The organism is Blastococcus sp. TF02-8 (genome assembly GCF_003319175.1).
In the GTDB taxonomy this organism is placed as follows: domain Bacteria; phylum Actinomycetota; class Actinomycetes; order Mycobacteriales; family Geodermatophilaceae; genus Blastococcus.
This window is the reverse complement of the sequence record NZ_QOHK01000001.1, coordinates 188,790-212,434: the sequence shown is the minus strand read 5'-3', so window position 1 is coordinate 212,434 and position 23,645 is coordinate 188,790. Positions and strand designations below refer to the sequence as shown.

At 70.2% G+C, this 23,645-nt stretch carries 19 protein-coding genes; 14 read left to right on the top strand and 5 right to left on the bottom strand.

Annotated features, from left to right (window positions below; translation table 11 throughout):
• The 6 genes from DQ237_RS01010 to DQ237_RS00985 all read left to right on the top strand — a co-directional run bounded on the left by DQ237_RS01010 (position 1) and on the right by DQ237_RS00985 (position 5,909).
• The gene (locus tag DQ237_RS01010) at positions 1 to 1,131 is read left to right on the top strand and encodes a M23 family metallopeptidase (protein ID WP_240619299.1); all 1,131 of its coding nucleotides are present in this window, start codon (positions 1 to 3) and stop codon (positions 1,129 to 1,131) included.
• A gap of 66 nt (positions 1,132 to 1,197) precedes the next feature.
• Positions 1,198 to 3,114, top strand: a complete 1,917-nt coding sequence (locus DQ237_RS01005) for a type IV secretory system conjugative DNA transfer family protein (RefSeq protein ID WP_113796258.1) — start codon at positions 1,198 to 1,200, stop codon at positions 3,112 to 3,114.
• Positions 3,111 to 3,689, top strand: a complete 579-nt coding sequence (locus tag DQ237_RS01000; protein ID WP_113796257.1) for a hypothetical protein — start codon at positions 3,111 to 3,113, stop codon at positions 3,687 to 3,689. The genes DQ237_RS01005 and DQ237_RS01000 overlap by 4 nt, the downstream gene beginning before the upstream one ends.
• Positions 3,686 to 4,168 carry a hypothetical protein gene (locus tag DQ237_RS00995; protein ID WP_113796256.1) on the top strand — a complete coding sequence of 161 codons (483 nt, stop codon included), beginning with the start codon at positions 3,686 to 3,688 and terminating at the stop codon, positions 4,166 to 4,168. Before DQ237_RS01000 ends, DQ237_RS00995 begins: the two co-directional genes overlap by 4 nt.
• A gap of 107 nt (positions 4,169 to 4,275) precedes the next feature.
• The gene (locus DQ237_RS00990) at positions 4,276 to 4,572 is read left to right on the top strand and encodes a hypothetical protein (protein WP_113796255.1); all 297 of its coding nucleotides are present in this window, start codon (positions 4,276 to 4,278) and stop codon (positions 4,570 to 4,572) included.
• Positions 4,573 to 4,697: 125 nt separating this feature from the next.
• Complete coding sequence (locus tag DQ237_RS00985) at positions 4,698 to 5,909, top strand: hypothetical protein (RefSeq protein WP_240619298.1); 1,212 nt, start codon at positions 4,698 to 4,700, stop codon at positions 5,907 to 5,909.
• Here the strand turns inward: DQ237_RS00985 and DQ237_RS00980 are convergent.
• Positions 5,906 to 6,742, bottom strand: a complete 837-nt coding sequence (locus DQ237_RS00980; protein ID WP_113796253.1) for a DUF5710 domain-containing protein — start codon at positions 6,740 to 6,742, stop codon at positions 5,906 to 5,908. The two genes, DQ237_RS00985 and DQ237_RS00980, sit on opposite strands and share 4 nt — an antisense overlap.
• Before the next feature lie 162 nt (positions 6,743 to 6,904).
• On the opposite strand from DQ237_RS00980, the gene DQ237_RS00975 reads away from it, so the two are divergent.
• The 3 genes from DQ237_RS00975 to DQ237_RS00970 all read left to right on the top strand — a co-directional run bounded on the left by DQ237_RS00975 (position 6,905) and on the right by DQ237_RS00970 (position 8,554).
• Positions 6,905 to 7,471: a hypothetical protein gene (locus DQ237_RS00975; protein WP_113796252.1), complete on the top strand. Its 567-nt coding sequence runs from the start codon at positions 6,905 to 6,907 to the stop codon at positions 7,469 to 7,471.
• Between the two features lie 378 nt (positions 7,472 to 7,849).
• A complete protein-coding gene (locus DQ237_RS20385; protein ID WP_255411507.1) occupies positions 7,850 to 7,972 on the top strand; it encodes a hypothetical protein in 123 nt (40 codons plus the stop codon).
• 27 nt (positions 7,973 to 7,999) lie between these two features.
• Positions 8,000 to 8,554: a TIGR02391 family protein gene (locus DQ237_RS00970; protein WP_166509442.1), complete on the top strand. Its 555-nt coding sequence runs from the start codon at positions 8,000 to 8,002 to the stop codon at positions 8,552 to 8,554.
• Between the two features lie 129 nt (positions 8,555 to 8,683).
• Here the strand turns inward: DQ237_RS00970 and mobF are convergent, their stop codons facing one another.
• On the bottom strand, positions 8,684 to 14,188 hold the full coding sequence (gene mobF / locus DQ237_RS00965; protein ID WP_113797349.1) for a MobF family relaxase: 5,505 nt from the start codon (positions 14,186 to 14,188) through the stop codon (positions 8,684 to 8,686).
• A 569-nt stretch (positions 14,189 to 14,757) separates the two neighbouring features.
• On the opposite strand from mobF, the gene DQ237_RS00960 reads away from it, so the two are divergent.
• The 5 genes from DQ237_RS00960 to DQ237_RS00940 all read left to right on the top strand — a co-directional run bounded on the left by DQ237_RS00960 (position 14,758) and on the right by DQ237_RS00940 (position 21,617).
• Positions 14,758 to 16,083, top strand: coding sequence for an IS110 family transposase (locus DQ237_RS00960; protein WP_205730022.1), 1,326 nt, complete (start codon positions 14,758 to 14,760; stop codon positions 16,081 to 16,083).
• Positions 16,084 to 16,529: 446 nt separating this feature from the next.
• Complete coding sequence (locus DQ237_RS20565; RefSeq protein WP_369832178.1) at positions 16,530 to 18,575, top strand: hypothetical protein; 2,046 nt, start codon at positions 16,530 to 16,532, stop codon at positions 18,573 to 18,575.
• 194 nt (positions 18,576 to 18,769) lie between these two features.
• Complete coding sequence (locus tag DQ237_RS20560; RefSeq protein WP_369832177.1) at positions 18,770 to 19,288, top strand: hypothetical protein; 519 nt, start codon at positions 18,770 to 18,772, stop codon at positions 19,286 to 19,288.
• Between the two features lie 166 nt (positions 19,289 to 19,454).
• Positions 19,455 to 20,051: a hypothetical protein gene (locus DQ237_RS00945; RefSeq protein ID WP_113796249.1), complete on the top strand. Its 597-nt coding sequence runs from the start codon at positions 19,455 to 19,457 to the stop codon at positions 20,049 to 20,051.
• Positions 20,052 to 20,054: 3 nt separating this feature from the next.
• Positions 20,055 to 21,617, top strand: coding sequence for an exonuclease domain-containing protein (locus DQ237_RS00940; RefSeq protein WP_113796248.1), 1,563 nt, complete (start codon positions 20,055 to 20,057; stop codon positions 21,615 to 21,617).
• 362 nt (positions 21,618 to 21,979) lie between these two features.
• Here DQ237_RS00940 and DQ237_RS00935 read toward each other — a convergent pair whose 3' ends face one another.
• The 3 genes from DQ237_RS00935 to DQ237_RS00925 all read right to left on the bottom strand — a co-directional run bounded on the left by DQ237_RS00935 (position 21,980) and on the right by DQ237_RS00925 (position 23,614).
• Positions 21,980 to 22,567 carry a class I SAM-dependent methyltransferase gene (locus tag DQ237_RS00935; protein WP_113796247.1) on the bottom strand — a complete coding sequence of 196 codons (588 nt, stop codon included), beginning with the start codon at positions 22,565 to 22,567 and terminating at the stop codon, positions 21,980 to 21,982.
• A gap of 289 nt (positions 22,568 to 22,856) precedes the next feature.
• Positions 22,857 to 23,381, bottom strand: a complete 525-nt coding sequence (locus DQ237_RS00930; protein WP_205730021.1) for a hypothetical protein — start codon at positions 23,379 to 23,381, stop codon at positions 22,857 to 22,859.
• A 2-nt stretch (positions 23,382 to 23,383) separates the two neighbouring features.
• On the bottom strand, positions 23,384 to 23,614 hold the full coding sequence (locus DQ237_RS00925) for a hypothetical protein (protein ID WP_113796245.1): 231 nt from the start codon (positions 23,612 to 23,614) through the stop codon (positions 23,384 to 23,386).
• Between the last annotated feature and the right edge of the window lie 31 nt (positions 23,615 to 23,645).

Genomic DNA, 23,645 nt, shown 5'->3' with positions numbered 1-23,645 from the left:
GTGCGGGCGTGGCTGTGGAAGGCCGCCGCTCCCGTCACGCTCCCGGTGCTCGCCGCGCTCACCCTGCTGCTGATCCCACTCGGACTCATGGCCGCGTCGGACTCGCAACGGGTGACGTCCTCGGCGTGCTCGATCGGCGGCACCGGGGGCACCGTTGCCGGTATCGAGCTGGACGCCGTCCAGATGGGTCACGCGCAGACCATCGTCGCCGTCGCCGCGGCGCAGGGGCTGGATATCTACGCGGCCACCGTGGCGTTGGCCACCGCCTACCAGGAGTCTCGGATCCGGATGCTGGCCAACGACGGCAGCAGCCCCGAGCTCACCGCCGAGCAGGCCGCGGTGACCGCCACCAGCCTGCAGTACGCGCACGACGGCCTGGGCTCCGACCACGACAGCGTCAACACCTTCCAGCAGCGCTGGATCGCCGGCTGGGGCACCGTCGCCCAGCTCATGGACCCCGTCTACGCCGCTGCGGCCTTCTACGACCGGCTGGTCGAGGTGCCGAACTGGCGGACCATCCCGCTCACCGAGGCGGCCCAGGCAGTGCAGGTCTCGGCCGCCGGCGCCGCCTACGCCCGCTGGGGGCCGCTGGCCCGCGAGCTGGCCGGCATGCTGTGGCCGGTCGCCCAAGAGGCCGCGGCCAATCCCGCCGGCGCCGCGTCCGGCGTCTGCCCGAACCTGCCGGTGCCCGCCGGATCCTGGATCCGTCCCGCCGCCGGTCCGGTCACCTCCGGCTACGGGCTGCGCTGGGGCACCCTGCACGCCGGCGTGGACATCGCCGGCCCCCGCGACAGCCCCGTCTACGCGGCCGCCGCCGGCACCGTGATCACAGCCGCCTGCACCAGCTCCTACTGCGATCGGGACGGCGGCCTGGGGCTGGCCGGCTACGGCAACCTCGTCGAGCTCGACCACGGCGGCGGGGTGAGCACCCGCTACGGGCACCTCTCGGCCTACACGGTCAGCACGGGCCAGCACGTCAACGCCGGGACGCTGGTCGGCTTCCAGGGATCCACCGGCAACAGCACCGGTGTCCACCTGCACTTCGAGGTCCGCCAGGACGGCGCCCCGCTCGACCCGGTTCCGTGGCTGGCCGATCGCGGGGTCGACCTGAATGCGCCCGACCCGGGCTGACCTGCTCGTGCCCCCTTTCCGCCCCACAGGAGGAGCCATGCAAAGGACGACGTTCGGACGGCGGCGATGACGAGCGTCGGCTCCCGCGCTGACGTCGGCCCGGCGAGCTGGGAAGTCCCGGCCGCAGCCGCGCTCGCCTGGCTGGCCGTGCTCGCGCTGCTGCTTCCTGCGGGCCGTGGAGTGGCCGCCATGATCGCCGGCGGCGGCTGGGTGTGGCCGACCGACGGCGCCGCCCTGGCCGCCTCGGTCGGTGGCCTGCTGGTCGGCGATCCGGACACCGGCCTCGACGCGGCTCATGCGGCGGCGCTGCCCGGCACTCCCGCCGTCTACGCCGTCATCGCCGTCCTGCTCGTCGCCTTCCTCGTCGCCAGCGGAGCTGCCCTCTGGGCCGGACGGCGGGTGCTCGGGGCGCCGACCGGAATGGCCGACCGCAGCCAGGTCGAGCAGGTACTCGGCCGCTCCCGGCTGCGTCGCGCCGCTGCCGTGGTCCGGCCCGACCTGCCCGCTCGCGCTGGTCCAGCCGAGCGGTGGTCTGTGGAGCCGCACGCCGTGGGCTGGCAGCTGGGCGCCTGCGCCGTCCCCGCCGGGAGAGAGCTGTGGGTGCCGTTCGACCGGACCACCGGCGTCTACGGCCCGCAGGGCTCGGGCAAGACCCTGGACCTGCTCGCTCCGGCGCTACTGGACGCGCCGGGCGCGGCCCTCGTGACGCTGACCAAGGCCGAGGACCTGCTGCTCACCCTGGACGCCCGCGCCGACGGCGGGCGCCCGGTCGCCGTGTGCGACCCGTTCGGCTCGGTCCCGGGAGTGCCCGAGTTGCTGTGGGACCCGGTCGCCGGTTGCGGAGATCCGATGGTCGCCGAGCGACGGGCCAAGGCGTTCACCGCCGGCACCGTCGCCGGCGCGGTCACCGGGGGGATCTCCGACGGAGCGGCCCGCTTCTACGCCTTCGAGGCGGCCAAGGTCTTGCAGGCCTACTTCCACGCCGCCGCGCTGACCGGTGGCACGGTCGAGCAGGTCCTCGAGTGGGCGGCCCATCCGCAGGCCGCGACCGCACCGGCCGACATCCTGCGGGGCCACCCGCACGCCGCGCCGTTGTGGGACGGGCTGCTGCACGGCGCGCTGCAGGGCGACCCGCGCACCGCCGGGAACACCGCCACGACCGTGCAGCAGGCGCTGGCCCTGTTCTTCCAGGCCGACATCCGCCGCCGGTGCACCCCTGGGCCCGGCCGACCGGCCACCGAGGTCGCCGGGTTGCTGGCTTCCGGCGGCACCGTCTACCTGCTCGGCCGCGACGATCCCTACGCCTCGGCGTCCCCGCTGCTGACCGCGCTGGCCGAGCACGTGCTCGACACCGCCCTGCAACTCGCCGCCGGCTCGCGGACCGGCCGGCTGTGCCCGCCGCTGCTGGCCTGCCTGGACGAGCTGCCCTCCACCGCGCCGCTGCCCACGCTGCGCACCCGCATGGCCAACGACCGGGCCCTGGGCGTCAGCTACGTCTACGCCGCCCAGACCTGGCGGCAGCTGGTGCTGCTCTACGGCGAGGACGAGGCCCGGGCCCTGTTCGGCCTCACCAACGTCGTGATCGCCTTCGGCGGCGGCAAGGACGGCGGCTTCTACCGTGAGCTGTCCGACCTGATCGGCCGGACCCGCGTGCGCCGCACCTCCTACAGCTACCGGGGAGCCGGCTGGTCGCGGTCCACGCACGGCGAGGACACCGCGGTGCTGCGCCCGGAGGAGCTCCGCCTGTTGCCGCTCGGCCGGGCGCTGGTGCTCGCGGAGAACGCCCCGCCCCTGATCGCCCGTCTGACCCGGTGCCTCACCGGGCGCCGCGGCGCGGCGTTGTTGGCCGCGCAGACCGCCGCGCGCGACCGGGTCGCGGCCGCCCGCGACGTCGGCACCGGGGGAGGGGAGCGCACCCGCCGCGCATACGAGGCGACGGTCGGCGCCGCACCGACCGCGCCCGCGAGGTTGGAGTCGCCGTGACCGCCGTCCTCCTGGCGTCCCCGTTTCCGCGACCGCCGCGCTGGGTCCGACACGCCCTGGAGATGCTGCGGCAGGCCGAGCTGTCCGGACTTGAGCCGTCCGCCTACGGGCTGCTGGACCGGCCGTGGGACCCGGCGACCTGCTCTCCCCAGGTGCGCCGGGAGCTGTGGTCGTGGCTCGACGACGTCGCCGGCTGGCTCAACCGCACCTACGCCTGGCAGACAGCGCACGTCGTCCCCGCGTGCTGGCCGGCCCACCCGGCACTGGTCCGCGAGCTTGCCGTTCTCGCCTGCCTGCGCGTCGCGGCGGCCGACGCCACGGTTCCCCATCCGATGGAGGAGTGGCACCGCTACGCCCTGCCCGGCTTTCACGCCCGGATGACCGAGCGCCACGGCCTCGGCTGCCCGCCCGGTCGACATGTCGACTGGCCGGCCCGCTCCTGGGACGCCGACTACCGCACGCCGTCCGCCGTCGCGGAGCGGCGTCGCCGCTTCGACGCCGACACCGCGGATCAGTCGTCTGACAGCGCAGCGGGCGCAGTCACTCCGGACGGCCACGAAAGAGGTGTCCCGTGAGCGATGCTCCCCGCACTGGCCGGTCGGACCGTGACTGGGTCACGCTGCTCGGCGGTGTGCGGGTCAGCTGGCAGTGGATGACCCGACACACTCCCGAGCTGCTGGCCGCGTGGCTCGATGCCGCAACCGCGGCCCGGCGGCGGTCGATCGCGGCAGAGATCGTGCACATCGCGGCCGAACTCGAGAGCGAGCCGGTCGGTGCCGAGGTGCCCGGGAGCCCGGCGTGGGAGGCCGTCGCCGAACGGATCGACCCGCGCCTTCTGCTCGGTCCGGACTGGTGGCCGCTGTCCGCCGCCCTCGCCCGCGCCGCAGTCGCTGGCTACGACGTCTCCACCCGGCTGCCCGTACTCGGTGCAGCCGCGCCGCTGCCCGACCGGCACCCGGCGCGGGAGCTGCACTGGCGACTGCTCGACGACTGCCCGGCCGCACTGCCCGTTCCCGAGGCGGACGGCGGACCAGCCACGCCGCCGCCCAGATGACAGTCGTGCACAGCCAGGCCCGGATCCACAAGTTTGTCGCCATATCCACACTCACCGACCGCGGCGACCCAGCCTCGGCGCAGTCCATCAAGTGAAGGAGAGCCATCGTGACCGTCGACGCGAGCATCGACCCGCTCAGCTACGCCGCTTCACTGCTCGACGCCGTCGGCGCCGACCGAGAGCACATCCCTGCAGACATCGCCCTGGAGTGCTTGCAGGCCGCCGAGCTCCTCGAGCTGGCCGGCGGACAGGCCCAACCGATCCCGCTCGTCGAAGATGACCCCCGCGCCAGCATCCGCGCCGCCATGGGCGCTCTCGGCCTGCTCGACCAGGACACCTTCACCATCGGTTACGTCCTCGACGCGGCCCGCGCAGCCCGCCGCGCCCTGCGACGCCTGGGCTGACCGTGGCCACCAGCCTTCAGCAGCTGCTCGACGCGCTGGCCGAGCGCACCGCGGCGCCGACCGCCGTCGCCGCGATCGAGGACGTCGCCGGAGCGCTGGGCCACCTCGGCCGCGCCGTCGCTGGCTTGACCGACGACGGTCTCAGCCCCGGCCTCAGCGCTCGGCAGCAGACCGCCGCCCACCTGGCCGTGGCCTGCACGACCGTGGGCCGGCTGTGGCTGCCCACCGGCGGACCGCTGACCGACCTCGCCGGCGCCGCCGCCGACCTCACCGGCCGCACGCGCGCCGTCATGGGCCGGGCCCATCGGTGGGCGGTGACCGTCGAGCTTGCCGAAGCCGCCGACCACTGCGCCCGGCTGGCGCACCGACTGCTGCCGCGGGCTGCGGTCGCCGAATTGGCCGCCGTCCGGCGGCTGGCCGCAGCCGTCGAGCGTGACGCCCAAGCCGACCCGCCGACGGCCAGCGGCGCGGCCGTTCTGGATCGTCTGGTGGCGGTGTCCGGCCTCCCACGAGCCGGCGAAGAGCTGAGCGCCGGCGATGGCGCAGCTGCGCTCATCGGGGCGCTCGATCGAGCTCTGCGCACCGACGGCCTTGCCCTGCGCGATTTCCGTGCTGCCGTCGCCGCCGCCGAGATCGCCAGCGACTGCGCCTCATCCGTCTTCGCCACGGCGGTGGGCGACGAAGGTATGCGGCCCCTGCTGTCAGCGGTCGCCTGGGAACTCGTCGGCCGGGTCAGCATGACGTTTGACGACGGTCGCCGAGCGAGGCCCACTGACCCCCGGGGCGTCGTTCCTTGGGCACGCGCCCTCGCTGACGCACTTCGCAACGACCTCGGCTCCCACGCCGACCTCACCGCGCTCCGCGATGGGGACGACTTCGCGCGCCTGACCCGCACGGTCCAGCAGGTGACCAACCAGCTTCCGGTGCTCGCCGATCGACTCACCGCGGCTGTCGACCGCTGGTCGAGGAACGGGCAGATCTACGCCGCCGCGCGGGACCTGCCGCCCATGGACAACATGCCCGAAGACCGGATCCGGGAGGTCATCGCTGGCCGCCGCGTGCAGGCCCGTGGCGCCGACCTCGACCGTCTCCGGCGCGCCCTCACCTCGGCCTCTGCGCTGTCGAGCAGCCTGGCCGACGCGGTCAACCGCGCCGCGTCGCCGGCCGCTCCGAGTCAGCGCCACCTCGCTGGTCTCTACGCCGAGCGGGCTCGAGCGCCCGGCGCAGGCGAGCGATTGCTCAGCCATGCCGACAACGTGAACGAGGCCATCGCAGGATCCCGGTTTGCGCAGGGGATCAACAGCCCGGGGCTAGGTGCAGGCGGCCCTGCCCGCTAGTGACCGCCCGCCAGGGCGCCTCTAATGCGTTCCCAGAACTTCCTGCGGGGCGGCTCGGGTGTGGAGCGCCCGTCGATGTCCGGGCGCTGCGTCGCGGCGTTGTGGCTTGCTTCTTCACCCTGTGCCGCCGAGGGCAGGAGCGGCAGCCTGACCGCCAGGCGTGCTGCGCTCTCCTGACTCCGACGGTCAGGAGCAGGAGGCTCGACCACCTTGATGCCGGCGTTCGTCAGCATGCCGAGGTCGAGCCGCCACTCATGAGTCGACCGCCTCTCCCACAGTGCGAAGGCCCGCTCGATGTGGGCCTCAGCCTCGCCGGCTGACCAGCCGTTGACCGCCCGCAGGTGGGCGGTCGCCTCGGCTGAGGTGCCGGTGACCTCGGCGAAGCCGAAGTGCGTCGCCCGGTGGCAGGACCAGCACAGCGCGATCAGGCGCCGCAGCGTCTGGGTGTAGGTGGCCTCGTCGTACTCCCAGCGCTCATGGGCCTCCAGGCGCTGTCGGTCACGGCCCCGCGGAGCGCCGCAGGCCTCGCAGTGGTGACCGGCCCGCCGGTAGACCATGGACCGAAGCGCGTCCCACTGGCCTTCGTCGACGCAGCTGCGGACGTTGGTGAACCAGCAGGTCGACGGCACGAGGTCGACGAACAGGCCTTGGCCGAATCTACGGTCCTCTCCAGGCAGGAGCTCCGGTACGCGGGACTCCCATCGCGCGAGCTCCGGGAGCAGCGCCACCCGGGGCGCGTACCAGCGGCGAACGTCGGGATCCCATCGGGCGCCGGCCGACTTGGCGGCGTCCTTCTCGCCGAATGGCACGTCGAGCCACAAGCGCTCGGGCATCGGTACTCCGTACTACTCGGGAGCGATGACTATGCAGCGGGGCACCGACATCACGGTGCGCCGGCATGCGCGCGGTGGCGTCACCTCGGGGAGGGGCTCCGAGAGCTTGGCTTCCCGGATCGCGACGAGACGTTAGGCACCGCCTGTAGGCACAGTGGTCGCATGCCCGAACTCCGAGCTGAAGAGAAGGTAGCTGCGGCGACCATCGCGACGACGCTTGGCTTGAAGGTGAAGCAGTACGACGACGGCAAGCAGCCCGGTATGCATGACCTCAACATCATCACTGCCGACGGAGCTTTCGCTGCCGTGGAGGTCACGGCCGCTGCCGACCCCGACAGCATTCAGCTTTGGAAGCTTGTGAACGGGCGCGACGAGCGGTGGACCATGCCGGACCTTGACGGCGGCTGGCTGCTGCAATTGGAGCCCACTGCCCCAGCCAAGCGCCTCCTAAGGGAGCTGCCGGGCTTCCTTCGAGAGTTGGAGGGCCACGGGGTCACCCAGATTGGGCGGCACCGGCGACGGCAGGAGGTCCCGGGGTCCCTCGAAGAGGGAGCTCGCTCCCTCGGCATTGTCAGCGGTAACCAGTCCGGCACGGACTTCCCCGGCTCGATTTATCTGACCATCGAGCAACCACACGAGCGGACCGGTGGTGTGGTTGACAGCACCGGCAGCGCCGTACCGGGCTGGGTGGGCGATTTCCTCTCGAACCGAGCCAACGCGACGTCCTAGCCAAGCTTGCTCGGTCTGGGGCGAGCGAGCGGCACGCCTTCATCCTGGTGCCTGGGTTTACCACCGCGCCCTTCGGCGTTGTCGACATGCTTCGGAGGGAAAAGAACGACGTAGTACCTACGACCCCACCTGACCTGCCGGACGAGGTGACGCATATCTGGCTCATGGCGTTCTGGACCATAGGAAGTGGTCTGCGATGGTCCCCACGGAGCGGTTGGGAGCGCTTCGAGCGCCAGTTCGCCGTTGATGATTAGCGCCGAAGCTCCCTGTCGGGCGTCAACTCGCTCGCTCGCTGCGCAGGATCGCAGCGGATCCCGTCCTGGTCACTCTCCCTCTGACGTTCGACCGGTGATAAGCGGCCGACCTAACGTGGCCGTCATGGCCCTCGCGTACGACGACGTTCGGCACCTGCCGTTGCCCGACCTCGGCCTGCGGTTGCTCCAGTCGCTCGGTGCCGAGCCGAACTTCAACAACATCATCCAAGGGTTCAGACAACGGTAGGGGTACGGGAGCCCCCAACCCCCTGACATGAACGTCATGCTGGCCCGTCTCTCCGACGCTTGGGCGTGGTTGGAGTCGCACGCCCTCGTCGGTCCGTCGGCGCAGAATCCACCGGGCGGTTGGCATCGTGTCACCGCTGCGGGCGCAGAGGTTGTGAACGATCCCAATGCCGTCGCGAAGGTGTGGGCCGCCGACCGACTGGCTGGTGATTTGCATCCGGCGTTGTCCTCGGCTCGATCTAACTTCGCGCTCGGGGACTATGAGACGGCGTCGTTCGCGGCCATGAAGGCCGTTGAGGTCGAGGTACGGCGGGTCGCCGGGCTGCCGAACGAGTTGCTGGCGGTCAACCTGATGCGGAAGGCCTTCAGTCCCAAAGATGGCGCGCTCCGCGACCCGGAGGCAGAAGGCGGCGAACAGCAGGCAACCGCTGATCTTTTCGCCGGCGCCATCGGCGCCTACAAGAACCCCGCCAGCCACAGAGCCGTCCAATTCGATGACCCGGTCGAAGCCGGGGAAGTGATTCAGTTGGCCGATCTGCTGCTGCGCATCGTCCAAAGGGCCGAGGGCCGCCTTCAGCCGTAGTGCCCGAACCTCACCGCGAGCGGTCGCCTTCGTTGAGGTCTGCCTGTCGACCGTGGGGAGATCCTCCTAACACGAGTCCGTTCCTAGAAGGCGAAATGGCTGCCGGGCCCCCAGTCCACAGAGGAACGTCTACCGGGAGGGGTGGAGGTCAGGTGGGGTGCTACGCGACGGCCCTTCCGTTTGACCGGTTTGGTGACGATCCTGGTTTGAGGGAGTCGAGCGAATCGCCTGTCGCGGACTGGCCGTGGTCCTGCGAGCGGACGCAGTGATGGGTTCGGTGTCGAGCACGGCCCTGTGGACAGTGCCGGGCGGAAAATCGAAGGCCTCCGTGACGCGGTCAATGTGCGCCAGCCACCGGCTGGGCGGTAGGGCCACGATGATCGCGCCTACGTCCCGCAATGCCGCGCGGACGCCCGCGGGGCTCGTGTCGGACAGCGCGGCGGTGAGGCGACCGTCGAGAAGACTGTCAGCGAGGCTGCTCGCCGCGTCGATGGCCGTCCGCAGCGCGGTCGGTCCCTCGCGGTGGAAGACATCGGCGGGATCCAGCCCGTCGGGGAGGGCGAGCCGGCGCGGGTCATCGCCACGGGTCGTGAGTTGCCAGAAGACGCGCTCGGCGGCCTGCTGTCCGGCGGGGTCGTTGTCGGTGGCCACCAGGATGCCTGGACCGCCAAGACTGATGCACGCTCCTAAGAGGTCCGCTTGCCGGTCGGTGAGGGCCGTACCGAGGGTGGCGACGCCAACGGTTTGCCCGCCACCGGCCAGGGTGAGGGCGATCGCGTCCAGCGGTCCCTCGACGAGAGCTGGGGTGGCCCCCGCGGCCAGTGCGGCCCCCGCCTCGTGGAGCCCAAACAGGTGCTCGCCTTTGCGGTACAGGTCAGTGCCAGGAGTGTTTAGGTACTTCGGCCCGGCGGGTCCGTCGGCGGGTGCCGTGGGGTTGCGCCGGGCGACGAAGCCGACGATGGCGCCGTCGAGGTCGTGAATTGGGAAGGTGAGCCGGTCACGGAAACGGTCGATCAGCGCCCCGGTGCGAGCGCGCTGAGCCAGCCCGGCGGCGAGCAGTTCGTCCTCGGTGGCGCCGAGGCCGCGCAGGTGCCCGACGAGCGCGGTCCAGCCGCCTGGTGCGTAACCGGGGCTGAACCGCGGATCGACGAAGAGGTCGGTGCCCAGCCGGTCCTGCAGGTAGCCGCGAGCCCAGGAGTCGGGGTAGCGAGCGGTGAAGAAGGCGGCGGCTTGGGCGTTGAGCTCGATGAGTCGGGTTCGGCCAACGACGGCGGTGGCCCAGAAGTGCTGCTCGAGCAAGTAGTCGGCGTCGTCGGCTGTGTCCCTCACGTCGGTGACCGAAAACGGGTCCGGTGTGAACCACCGGGGCGAGGACGCCGGGGGAGGGGTGTCGTAGTCGGGGTTGAACGGCGCCTCCTCCTCGACGGGTAGCACGTCCGTCGCCAAGAAGGCAGCGGACACAGGGACGTCCATGGGGGGCAGGAGGTGCGCGTCGTCGGGCGGTTGCAGATCGGCCGGCAGCGGTTCGGGATCGTCGACGTGGGCCGGGGCGGGGTCGGTGAGGGCGGCGACCCGGAATACCAGTGCCTCCACCAGGCCAGTGCGGTCGCCGGTCACTGCGGGCGGGAGGCCGGCCACTGCGGCGCTGAGCAGGTCGGCGGGGGACCAGCCTGCCCTTATGCCGTTGGCGACCCCGGCGACCAGGGCCGGCCACGCTGGGTCGGCCAGTACACCCTGCGCCTCCTCGTGGGGCAGCAGGGCCGACAGGGTGGCGCACCAGTCCGGGCGTGGCGCGGCCGTGCCCGGGGCAGCGGCAACCGTCGCCGGAGCGAGATGGGGGGCCAGCCGCCACCACAGGGCCGCGGCAGGCACGTCATCGGGCAGCGGCCGCTGGGCAGCCACGGCGGCGAGCATGCCGGCCGCATCTAGACCGGCGCGAGTGGCGGCGGCCAGCCGGTCGGCAAGGACCGGCCAGTGTTCGTCTCGTCGGATGCGCGGATCGATGCCGTCGGCGAGTGCGACCCACACCGAGCTGTCGCGGGTGGGGCCGGTGGCAACCACCGCCTGTTCCAGTCGTGCCTGATGGCGGCGTTCCGTGGCTGGTTCTCGGGATGGCCCGGTGGGGCGCCGGTCGTTGTCAGGAACCGCGAGCGCGGCCCGCCAGATGGCGAGCTCCGCCCGGAGCGGAGCATGGTTCGGGCCTAGCAGGTACCGCGCCCAGGCGGGTGCGGTGGCCGCTGTCATCTCAGCTGTTGCCGCGGCTACCCGCGCCGCGCAGGCGGCGAGGTGACCCGCGCGGGCGGTGAGGTAGGGACCCCAATGCGGATCGGCGGCTAGCGCGGCCGGTATGCCGGGCAGCCAGGGGAGCGGGCCGACCGGCCCGGGAACGTGCAACCGCCAGTCGATGACGGCGGCGGGGTCGCCTGCCGTCTGCAATTCTCGGGCCTCGAGCGCGGTTCTCAGAACGGCGAGGGGGTTCGCGCCGGTGAGGGCGAGCAATGCCAGGTGACCGCGGAGCGCCGGCCACGCCGCGGCACTGGTCAGCCCTGCGCACAAGCGTTCGGCAGCGTTCTCCAGTATTTCTGCGGTCTCAGCACCGAGGCGGTAGCTAGCGGCGAAGCGCAGCGCGTCGACGTACCGGTTCACGGCGCAGTTCAGCTGCCCCGCGGGGTCGACCGACGTCCTATGTGCGCCGGTGGCCGAGATCTGCGCGCCGTCCCGGGCCAGGATGCCGACCAGCAGGTCGGTGGCGCAGGGCGGAGACACGGCGGCAGGGGTGACGATGCTGTGTGGATCGCCGTCGCCGACGGTGGCCAGGTACACGTGGTTGGCGTTGCGGCCGCGGGACAGCGCCACGTAAAGCAGCTGTCGGGACTCGGTGCCGCCCAGCACGGTGTGACAGGCCTCGGCGGTGACCCCCTGGGCGCCGTGCACCGTGGTGGCATAGCCGAGCTGCACGTGATCGCGCACGTAAGCCCCGGGCAGGGTGACCCGTCGACGGGTAGGGGTCTGGATGACAGCCAGGCTGCCGTCGGCGTGGACGGCGGCGACCGTCCAGCGGTCACCGTTCTTCACCCAGTCGCCTTCGGTGATCGGCAGAGCCCGGTCGTTCGCACGGGTGATGATCATGTCCCCGGCGCTGGCGCGGGTGCCGTCCGCGAGTATCACCTCCAGTCCCACCGGCTCCCGCAGCTGGGTGAGGCGGTCGGCCCGGGCCCGCTGGTTGAGCGCAAGGACGGTGTCACGGGTGGCGGCCAGCAGCAGGGCGTCGACCTCCCGTTCGCGATCGGCGGCCCAGGCCAGGTACGCCTGCTCGGCGCAGGTCGCCGGATCGCCGACGTGCACCCGGCCGGAGTCGAGATAGAAGCCAAGCCCGATCGTGTCCCCGTCCCGGATGGCGACGGTCGCGGCCGCCTCCGCCCCGTCGGTGAACCGCACCAGCTCGGTCAGCGTCACCGCGCCGTGCGTCGCGGCGATCTCCCGCAGGACACCGCCGGCGGCGACCGAGGCCAGCTGCCGGTCGTCGCCGACCAGCCGCACCGACCCGCCCCGGCCGAGCACGAACTCGACGATGCGAGAGAGCTCGAGCGTGCCGGCCATGCCGGCCTCGTCGACGATGACCAGGGTGCCCGGCCCGACGTCGGCAACCCAGTCGGGCAGCTGGTCGCCGTCGATGGCCCAGACGAGTTTCGCGACGGTGTCGCTGTAGGCGGCGACGGCTTCCCGCAGCCCGGCAGCCGCTACCGCCGACGGCGCTAGACCCAGCACGTGGCCGCCGCCCGCCGTCCAGGCTCGGGAGAGGACGGCCAGGGAGGTGGTCTTGCCGGTGCCCGCCGGGGCGACGGCCAGCTGCACCCGGGCGCCGCTGCCCGCCAGTTCCCGCACCATCTGGGCCTGGCCCGGATTGAGCTGTCCGCCGTTGGCGGCGGTCTCGAGCAGCGCCAGCTCGGCCACGATGGGATCCACCCGGCGCCCGTCGGTACGGCTCGCGGCTGTCAGCAATCGGGCCTCGGCGTCCAGCACCGCCCGGGACGTGTAGAGCTGGTCGCCGGCGACGCTGTACACGCTGCTCCCGTCGGATCGGTACAGCTCCGGCGGCTCGACCACCGAATCAGCGCCGCCTATCGGGATGGACAGAGCGGGGGATAACGCGGCCTCTGTCACCCGGTGCACGGCGGCGTCCACGTCGCCCGGCACGAGGGCTGCAGCGCGCACCACTCGTTCGGCCTCGGCACGGACGTGCCAGAACTGCCAGGTCGCCCGCTGATCCGCAACAGTGGCCAGCACCCGGCCAGCGGTCGACTGCACCCATCCATCGGTGACGTCCGGTGCCGGGGCCCTCTTGGGCCGCAGGACGTCGGCGAGCATGCGGGTCAGCCGCGCCGTTCCGCCGAGCACGCCGAGGGCCTCCTGTCGCCAGGCGGCCCGTTGCTCGGCGAGGGAGCGGGGTTCGTGCTTGGCCTCCCGCGTCTCCAGGGTGGCCTGCTGGGCCAAGGCGATCGCCTCAATCGCCGTCGGCGTCCGGCCGTGGTCTCGTTGGAAGGCGGCGGCGAGGTCACCGCGCCGGACATCGATGGCTCGCCGCCGCGACGACCAAGCGGCGAGCAGCCGTGGATCGATGCCGACGATCTCACGCACTGCTCGCTTTCCAGCTTTCCGGCCGGGGCGGTCGGCGAAGCGGACCCCGAGGCGCTCCACCAGTCCGGCTTCCAGGACGGTGTTGTACCTCTCCGACGCCGCGACGTTGGCCTTGTACAGGACTCGGCCGTCCAGCGCGCGCCACTGGCCGTCGGTCGTCTGCACCTTGTTGCTCACGGCAACGTGCGTGTGCAGATCTGGATCACCGGCTCGTGAGTCGCGGTGGGTGAACACTGCAGCGACCAGCCCAGTCGTCTCCACCTGGCGAACTCCGTCGTGGCCGAGCCGCGTGAAGCAGGCGTGCCGCTCCAGCCACCTCAGCGTGTCAGCGACTGCGGCGGCATGGGCGGCCTCTATCTGCTCGGCTACCGCTCGCGGCGCCAGAGCCCACAGCGTCGAGACAGACTTCACCGGCGAGAACGTCAGATCGAAGCCGGCCACCGCGGTCGTCGCCGGGCGGGACGCCCGGGCGATGAACCCGGACAGCTCCCGCGCATCGGACGGTGGCCGGCCATAAGTCTCGGCGAACATGGCCCGCGCCAGATCGCCGCGTATACGAGCTCGATCCTCTGCCGGAAGGGCGGCCCCAGTTGGCGAGCCGCGAGCCGCATTGACCGCGGCGTACTCCTGCGCGCAGCGTGCCTGAAGACCGTCCGCGGGCGCGGGGAAGGTGCGGAACGGTACGCCGAGGGCACCTACGGCGCGCGCCTCCTCCGAAGAGCGTCCTGCGGCCAGGCTCTCGCGCTCGAGACGCGTTGCATCCGGGTGGCGGCCCTGCCCGAACAGCGACTTCATCTGCTGCTCCTCGACCGGCTCCCCGGCGACCACCCCGACCAGTCCAGCCAGTCCTGCGCCGGCCCACATGCCCGGCGACTCACCGCGCTGTGAGTAGTAGTCGCCCAAGCCGACGTGGCCGCGTTCGGTGGCATCCAGCGCTGCCACCTGCCGGGTCAGATACGTGTAGCCGTCGCCGGCAGTCAGCTTGTGCAACGACATCACGGCCGGACCGTAGGAAGGAGATCTCCAGTTCAGCTGCAGTCGTTGCCTTTCGATCAGGGTGGGGATCCCAAGGAGCCGCGTTATACCCGGACCCGAGGGCGCGGGGTGGGTCGCACGCGATGACAGACCTGCCGCGGTTCACTCCACTGATGCGGACAAGAGGTTCGGCTGCCTGAGAAGAGACGGGGGACGCGGCACCTACGGCTCAAGCCACTTGAGGCCCCGGGGTCAAACCCCGCAACGCATCCATCGCGGGACGGTCCCAAGCGGGTACAGCTCTAGAGCACGGGACACGGGACGTGTCGGCTCTCCCGCAGGATGCCGCCAACTCCCGCCTGGATGCATGAGGTGTAACGGCTCGCGATCTTGAATCGCTGGCCCTGGGGATGAGAATTCTCCAGTCGTCCGGCGACGTCGGATCACATTGGTGCGGGCGAGCCCGTTGAGGTGTATGGCGCGGGGTTCTCGGGTGCCCCTGATTGCTGCTGCGAGCGCGTGGGTCTGTGTCCTGGCAGAGGGCCCTCCGGACGACGCCCTGAAGGTCGTCGACCGGAGGAGGGATCTCCATGGAGGTGCTGTTCGAGCGGGTCGCCGGGCTGGACATCGGCAAGGCATCCCTGAGCGTCTGCGTGCGCACGCCCGGCCCGGGTGGCCGGCGCAGCAGTCAGACGCGGACGTTCAAGTCCACGACCCGGGCGCTGCAGGTGATGCGCGATTGGCTGCTTGCGGAGGGCGTGACGATCGCGGCGATGGAGTCGACCTCGACGTACTGGAAGGGCGCGTTCTACTGCCTGGAGGAGGTGCTGGAGGTCTGGCTGCTCAACGCCGCGCACATGAAGGCCGTCCCGGGCCGCAAGACCGACGTCAAGGACGCCGAGTGGATCGCCCAGCTGCTCGAGCACGGGCTGCTGCGCCCGTCGTTCGTGCCACCGCCCGATATCCGCCGGCTGCGGATGCTGACCCGCTACCGGGTGCAGCTGATGGGCGACCGCACCCGGGAGGCGACCCGGCTGGAAGGCATGCTGGAGGACGCCTCGATCAAGCTCTCGGTCGTCGCCTCGAGCCTGACCACGGTCTCGGCGCGGGCGATGCTCGCCGCGCTGATCGACGGCGAGCGTGACGCGCGGGTGCTGGCGGAGCTGGCCAAGGGCAAGATGCGCGCCAAGATCCCGGAGCTGACCGAGGCGCTGATCGGGCACTTCGACGCCGGCCACGCCGAGCTGACCCGCTCCATCCTCGGGCGGCTGGACGCGGTCGAGGCCGACCTCGCCGACCTCGACGCCGTGATCGCCACCGCCTGCCGGCCGTGGGCGCACCAGATCCAGCTCCTGCAGACCATTCCCGGGGTGGGGGAGAAGGTCGCCCAGGTGATCCTCGCCGAGACCGGCGGGGACATGTCCCGCTTTCCCTCCGCGGCCCATCTGGCCGCGTGGGCCGGAGTGGCGCCGGCGGTCTACGAGTCGGCCGGCAAACGCAGCCCCACCGGCGCGCGGCACGGCAACAAGTGGCTGACCACGATGCTGGTCGAGGCGGCCGCGGCGACTGCCCGGATGAAGGGCGTCAACTACCTCTCCGCCCAGCACGCCCGGCTGACCGCCCGCCGTGGCACGGGCCGGGCGCAGGTCGCGGTTGCGCACTCGATCCTGGTCTCGGCCTGCTGGATGCTCACCCGCGACGAGCCCTTCCAGGAACTCGGCGCGGACTGGCTGGCCCGCCGCAACGAGAGGCGCACACTCGCCGGCTGGTCGCCCAGCTCGAACGCCTGGGGCACACCGTGGTCCTCGACCCCGCCGCCTGACCGGACTGGAGAAGAACTGGAGGACGGGCTCCGCCCGCCCCGCGCTGACGCGCGCCCGCAGCACCCCTATTCACGGGTCTGTGATGTCTCGTGATCTTGAGAACTCCGGTAGAGCCTGGAGGAGCTGCGAGAGCCGACGTCGGGGTTCACGGATGGACTCGGTAGTCCAGTAGCGAAGATGTCGGTCGTCGCCGTCAATATCGTGACGCCATCGCAGACCATCCTCGTGGGGCCGGTTTGCCGATGAAGGCGCCCGCGAGCGCAACCTCGAGGAGGTCGATGCCGCCGACTAAAGAGCTCCGTCTCTGTTGCCTGGTAGATAGGGCTCACGCGGCAGCTCATTGACTGCAGGCGCTGGCTGGTCGCCAGGGGGTCAGCTGACGTGCGCTTGGCCGATGGTTGGGAAGCGGGGAGACGATGAGTCGGTGGTGGAAGTGCGACCTGCAGGTCGCCACGCCGGGGGAGCCGCGGTTTCGCGGCCCCGATAGTGCCTGGCAGATTCAGACACCCGAACAGCGCATCGCCGCTGCGGACCGGTACATGGCCACGGCTGCCGCAGTCGGGCTCGAGGTCCTGGTACTCGCCGACCACAACAGCGTGGACTGGGTGGACACGATGCTCGCCGCCGGCCAGCGCCACGGGATCGTCGTCTTTCCCGGGCTCGAGATCACCACTGCCACCGGCTCCGACGGTGCGCACCTCATCTTGTTCATGGGCCCGGAGCGCTCGGCCGAGGACCTGAGGCCACTTCTCTACAGCGCCTGCGGCTTCGGGCCCGATCACCCACCGTTCAACCCGTCCCGGGCTGGGGAGCCGGCGCCAGCGCCGAACACGGTGCCGCAGATCCTCGACAAGCTGCCCGACGACGTTCTAGCAATTGCGCCGCACGCCTTCGGTGAGAACGGCCTCGTACGTCAAGACACCGTCACCAGCCAGCTGCGGTGGAAGGCGCTGCACCACGATCGCCTCGGGGCTATTGACATTGGTGACGGAGCCGAACACCAGCAGGCCGACACCTGGCGCGGCCGGTTCACCCGTCGGGAGCTGACCGACTTTCCCTGCCTGCCGCGGCTACCGTTCGTTTGGACCAGCGACGCCTACCGGCTGGAGGACCTGGGCTCCCGCTATACGTGGATTCGCATGCAGGAACCGAGCCTGGAGGGTATGCGGCAGGCGTTCCTTGATCACGAAGCTCGCATCATCTGCGGCTGGGATAGCCGCTACCGGGGCACCGCCCAGACCCCAAACGACGTCGGGCACGCCTACATCAGTGAGATCACCCTCGCCGGACTGGCCACAAGCGAGCAGCCGCTCAAGGTGACTTTCGATCCCCGGTTAACGGTTCTGGTTGGCGGGCGGGGAGCGGGCAAGTCCACCGTCGTCGCAGGACTGCGCTGTCTCTACGGCGAAACCGCCGGGTTGCCGACGCAGGCTAGGGACGAGGCCGAGCGGTTCCTCGAGGCGGTCTTCGGTGATGCGTCAATAACCGCGGTTCACCACCTTCCTCACACCGGTGAGCATCAACGGACGACTTGGACGCTCGCGGACGGCAGCCAAACGCTGCGGGCCGCCGATCACCTCACCTCGACAGACTTTAGGGTTCGGGTGATCGGCCAGAAGGAGCTCTTTGAGCGCTCGGCGGGGAGTTCCCATGACCCACACTCCACGTCTCGCAACTTGCTAGCCCTCGTCGACGATGCGCTGGCCGCAGGAGCGCCGGGAGCGGGTGGGGCCGCCGCGTTCGATCGAGCCCTGGACGAGGCCCGCACAACCTGGGTTGGCGCGATCCGCCGCCTCGAGACGGAGCAGACCGCCATCGCTGAGCGGGGCCTGGTCCGCGAGCGCGTCGATGAGCTCACCCGGCAGGTTGAGGCCTTCGACAATGAGGCCAGCAGGGCGCGGCGCGCCCGCAACGACCGGATCTTGTCGCAAGACCGGGAGCTGGATCGTCGGCTGGAGGAGACCGCGCAAGCTCTCACTGACCTGGCCGATGCCGCTCAGCGACGGCTTCCGCGACCCTCCGTCGAGGTTGTGGTGCCGGACCTGAGTGAAGCCGGTGAGGATGCAGAGGCACAGACCGAGTACACCGGCCTCCGCGGGGGCTCGACGTCATCACTGACCGTGCTCGAGGCGCCGTGCTCGACGCGATCACCCGCGCTCGACAGGAGATACACGGGCTGGGCGAGCGCCGCGATAGTGGGCCGTGGCCGCAAGCCGTGTCCGCGGCCAAAGAGGACAGCGCCGCGTACCTCGGCGAGCTCGCTGCTCTCGGCCTGGACCCAAAGGCCTACGAACAAGTCCGCGCTCAGTTGGAAGACCAAACCACGCACCTACACCAGCTTGAAGCGCGCGCTCAGAAACTGCCTGAGTTTGCTCAGGACGCCACCCGGGCCTGGCAAGCCATCCATGACCTCTACGAGGACCGCCGAGATCGACGTCGGGCACTGCTCGACCAGATCCAAGACCGCAGTGGCATGCTGCGCTTCACTTTCCAGGACAACGCCGACACCAGTGCTTGGGTTGCACGGGTCCGAGACCTGCTTAACCTTCGCGCCGACGGCTTCCTTACCGACCTACCTGCCCTAGCCAGTTGGCTGTGGGCTGACGCAGAGACAAGAGCAGCCCGAACCGCGCAATGGCGCCACGCCCTCATCGCCGGTGACCTCGACGCCTTGGCCCGAGACGCCTCGCTCCGCTCGGCCTTCGCCCGCAGACTCGCTGAACTCGACCCGCTGGTACGCACGCGACTGGCGGCAGAGATCGCCGAGGAGGTCATTGACATGGACTTCCTGCGCGACGGCGGCGACCCCGCCCGCCACCGGGACTGGCAACCGCTCACGGCCGGCAGTCCCGGCCAGCGAAGCGCCGCGATGCTTAGCTTCGTTCTTCACCACGGCAACGATCCGCTGGTCCTGGATCAACCCGAAGACGACCTCGATACCGAGTGGATCACCCAACTCGTGGTCCGCCAACTACGGGCCAGCCGATGGAACCGACAGGTCATCGTCATCACCCACAACGCCAACATCCCCGTCAACGCCGACGCGGAGCGCGTCGTAGTCCTAGAGAACACCGGTCGCGGCATCACCGTTCGTCACGACGTCGATGAGGCGACCGGCACTTGCGTGGAGCACTGTGGACCGCTGGAGGACCAGCGCGTACGAGCCGACATCCAACAGATACTCGAAGGTGGTGTCGAAGCATTCATCCGCCGCGAACGCCGCTACAACAATGAACTCAGCAGTTACCGTGCTGCCCTGCGGCAGGCCAGCGTCGAGATGCGGCCGGCCGACAAATGACGGCCCCCGACCTTTGGCAAAAGAGTATGCCGAATGCTAGGGGGTGGATTGAAGTGTTGAAAGGTGTGAGGACGTCGCCGCCGGCCCGCGAACTGCCCCCGAGTGTCGGTGCGCGTCGTTAGGCTGCCGGTGTATCAAGCTTGTGGTTCAAGAGAAGGGAAGCAGCGTGCGGGGGATCGCAACCATCGACAGGCAGCCCGACACCGACGCCATCGCCGTGTGGATCACCAACAGATTGGCGACGGAGGTCTCGAACACCAACGCGGTCGTGATCGACGCTGCTAACGATCCGGACGCCATGGATAAGGTTCGCTCTTTGACGCATTCCTGCGTGGTCCTGGTCACCGATGGCTCCGTGCTCGATGGGCTACCGGTCAAAGGCGAACCGCTGACGCGTGCCGACATAGAGCTCCTCGTGGCGTCGACGCACGAGCACCAACAAGCGATCCTCGACGCCATCGCCGCCTTCAAGCGGCGGGGCGGTTCGAAGGCCCACAAGGAACCGACGTTCCCCGTCGCCCCCGACCCCGCCGACTTCGTGCCTGCTGAGGACACGCCCAGTCAGCGAGCGTTGACGACCGCGAACCATTTCGGCCACGCATGGCGGATGTGGCTCAGGACCGACGAGGAACGCCGACGCCGCACCGCTCGACCGGGGACAGGCCAGACGCCGTGGATCATGCCGACCGACCTAAACGCCCCTGAGCTCGCGGAGTTCCCCGAGGCGTTTGCCGCACGGGTCCACGAGCAAGCGTTGGTGTGACCGATGCTCGACTTCACCGCCATCGACTTCGAGACCGCCAACTCCTACCGAGGATCGCCCTGCGCCGTCGGGCTCGTTCGGGTGCGCGACGGCCACCCCGTTGATGAGCGCCGCTGGCTCATCAGGCCACCGGCCAGGGCGGACTTCTTCGAACCGTTCCACACGATGCTCCACGGCATCGACGCCGACCAGGTGCGCGACGCCCCGCGTTGGGACGTCGTCTTGCCCGCCATCGTGGACTACATCGGGGGCGACGTGGTGGTCACCCACAACGCAGGCTTCGACATCGGCGTAATCCGCTACGCCTGCGCGGTGGACAACATCGAGTGGCCCGAGATGCGCTTCCTGTGCTCGATGGTCATGTCCCGCAGAGCCATCAGCCTGCCGTCGTACCGGTTGCCCTTCGTCGCGGAGTCCTTGGGGTGCGCGATGGGAGAGCATCACGACCCTCTGGCCGATGCGCACGGCGTCGTCGGTGTTGTGAGGGCGCTGGCAGCCGAAGCGGGAGTCACCGACCTCGCGGGCCTCGCAGCTGCTCACCACATGTCCATCGGGCGCATGAGCAGCGGGCTCTACGCGGGCAGCGTGGCGGTCGGTACGGGCAGCCGAAACTTCACTCCCATCGAGGTCAACGCTGACGCCGACCCGGACGGCTACCTCTACGGCCGAGTTGTGGTGTTTACCGGAACCCTGATGTCCATGACTCGTGACGTCGCCCGGCAGGAGTGTGCCCGCGTCGGAGCCACGCCCGAGCAGAACACGACAAAGCGCACCAACGTCCTCGTAGTGGGCGATATCAATCCTGCGGTTCTGCGCCCGGGGTCCAACGTCACCGGGAAGGCCCGCAAGGCTTTCGAACTGCAGGACAACGGTCAGGCGATCGAGGTCATGACCGAGGATGACTTTCTGAGATGCCTCGACGGCAAGGCGCTCACCGTGGTCGAAGATCTCATCAGCGAGGACGCCGTTCCAAGCAAACCCCCGAGGCGAGACCCCTACAGGTCGGTCCTGCTAGACCAGCGGCCCGTCCCAAAGCCGCCCAAGCCACCGAGACCGCTGCGCCGCGAGCCCGTGAGCACCGATCAGGTCTGCTCGGTCCAGTTCTGCACGACCGCCGCGGCCTTCAGGACGCGAAGCAAGCCGGCCTACTGTCACGACCACATCGCAGTGATCCTGCGCCAAGGCGGCTTAGAGGCGTTGGAGTCCTTCACGCGGCCCGACGACTGGCTGCTCACCCGCTGCCTGCAGTGCGGGAACGTGGCGCACTACCGATTCGTGTACGTACAGGACAAGAACGCCGAGGGTGAAGCGACTTGCCGCGCTTGCTTTTGGCGGGACTGGGGAGCGCGCCAGCGCGCGCTGCTCGGCGCATACGGCGCCAACGAGCCAGTGTCGTACGAGCAGGCCCAGGCCACCGCCGAGGAGCACGGCTACATCTACCTCGGGCCCGTCACGGACCCATCGCTGCCGCACGACCCGCACCGTGTCGAGTGCCGTCGCTGCGGAAAGGTCAGCGCAGAGCGGCTGGGCGATATCGCCTTCGGCTGCACCTGCCAGCCTCGCTGATGGTGCGAAGTTAGGTGGATGAATAGGTATTCGCCAAGGTCAGCAGGTCTCGCAGCTGCTCTGACTCTAGGCCGATTCCGAGGCAGCTAGGTGCTGGGAGAGAGACAGCAAGTCAAGCCCTGCCGTCGCCGCCGACGTGGTTGCAGTTGCTGGCGTTCACGGCCATTCGTAGACGTGTGCGGCCGTATTTCTCCGCTGGTCACACCGCTTGTGGACTGTGGCGAACCGCCTAGAACGCGATCATGACGGCCTGGCAGTGCGAGAGCCCCGCGTTCGAGCGTGGGCCGGTCGTCCGGGCGGGCCCCGGTGGCCGCGTTTGTCGCCTGGCCGCCGATCGGGTCGCTCTCCTGCCCCCGCGCCGCTCAACTGGGCTTGCGGGCGGCGAACCGGACGACTTGATACCAGCCGTCGTAGCGCACGCTGGTTGTCTCGAGCCCGGCGTCCGCCAGTGCTCCCTCGAGCTGTCCGCGTCGCATCAAGCGGTGCGGCGACCCGTCGGCCCAGTGCAACCACTCCGTAAGACGTGTTTCCACCAGGTCGTAGCCAACGAGCAGGCCCCCAGGCCGCAGCACGCGGCCGGCCTCCGCGACCGCCGCTTCCCAGTCTATGACGTGGTGCAGCATCAGGTAGCTGGTTACGACGTCGAACGAGCCGTCCACGAACGGAAGTGCTGTGGCGTCGGCGGTCACGAGCGGCGCTCCCTGCACGCGCCCGAGTCGTCGAGAGAGGGCGGCGAGCATGGCGGGGTCGACGTCCGTCAGGGTCAGCCGCGCAGCCGGGAATTGTCGCATCGTCTCCTTGGCCATCGCGCCGCCGCCGGCGCCGAGCTCGAGGACATCCCCTCGCAGCGGGCGTCCCTGCAAGGCCCAGCGGAGGACGAGCCGTCCCGCGAACCAACCCCAGGCGGAACTCTGGCAGAACAGCCGCTCGACGGCGGACATCGCCGGCATCCGGGCACCTCCAACGGTCGACGCTGCCGGAATCCACCGACGATCCTGCTCGACCACCTGGCCCTCCGGGGACTCTCACCCCGTTCGGCGGTCAGAGCAGCACGAGGCGCTGATCTCCGCCCCCGCTACAGCGGGCAGACGCTCAAGCCCGTCCCCCCAAGACGGGGCTCTGTCCATCCGGGCGCGAGCCAGTCTCTCGAGCGAGCTGAGAGGGCTGAGTGTCTGGTTGCAGTCGTGGCTGCAGGAGACGTTGGCGGCCTGTCGGCACAGAGGTCGCCCCAGGTGACACCTATGCCGTCACGGTCGCGGACTGGTTCCGCTGTCGCCGTTGTTCCTGCTGCTTCCGCCACCCGTATCGGGTAAGCCCTCGGGGCTTGTAGACGGACAGGATGACGATGAGCAGCAGGACCACCAGGCCGCCGATGGAATGGGGCAGGGAGCCGGGCAGGTGCCGTGGGTCGGCAGCGGCCGCCGCCGCGTCGGCCAGGGAACGGATCGTTCGTGCCTCCACCAACAGGACCCCGGTCGCCACGAGCGTCAGCAGCAGCTTCACCAGGACCCAGTAGTGCTGGAGCAGTCCCCAGGACGTGCCCAGCGCGTTGACGATTCCGACGACCACCGAGGCCAGGGCCAGCGGCACGATCGTGTACCCGACGATCAATTCCATGGCCACGTAGGCAGCCCGAACCAGCTCGATGTCACGGCTGGTTACGGCGGTGACGTCGAGCGCGATGTAGGCGACCACGGCACCGAGCCAGCCCACCGATGTGGCCACATGCGTCGTCAGGACCGCCTTGCGAAGGCGTGGCGGCATGGTCATTTGTTGATGGGCACGGCTGCGATCGAGGCCCCCGCGACGCCAACCGGTGACGGACCCAGTCCCGAGAAGTGACGCCCGGGGCCGTGCTGGCCGGCGACGCCCGTGATCTGGAGCACGAGGAACACGAGGAGGAGGACGCCGACGACGATCGCAGCGATCTTGACCCACCGGGGCATGCGGGGCGGGGTCTCCGGAGCAGCGTCGGAACGAGGGCCCGGCTCGGCCATAGGAGGTCCTTTCTGAAGGGGCGCGCGTGTC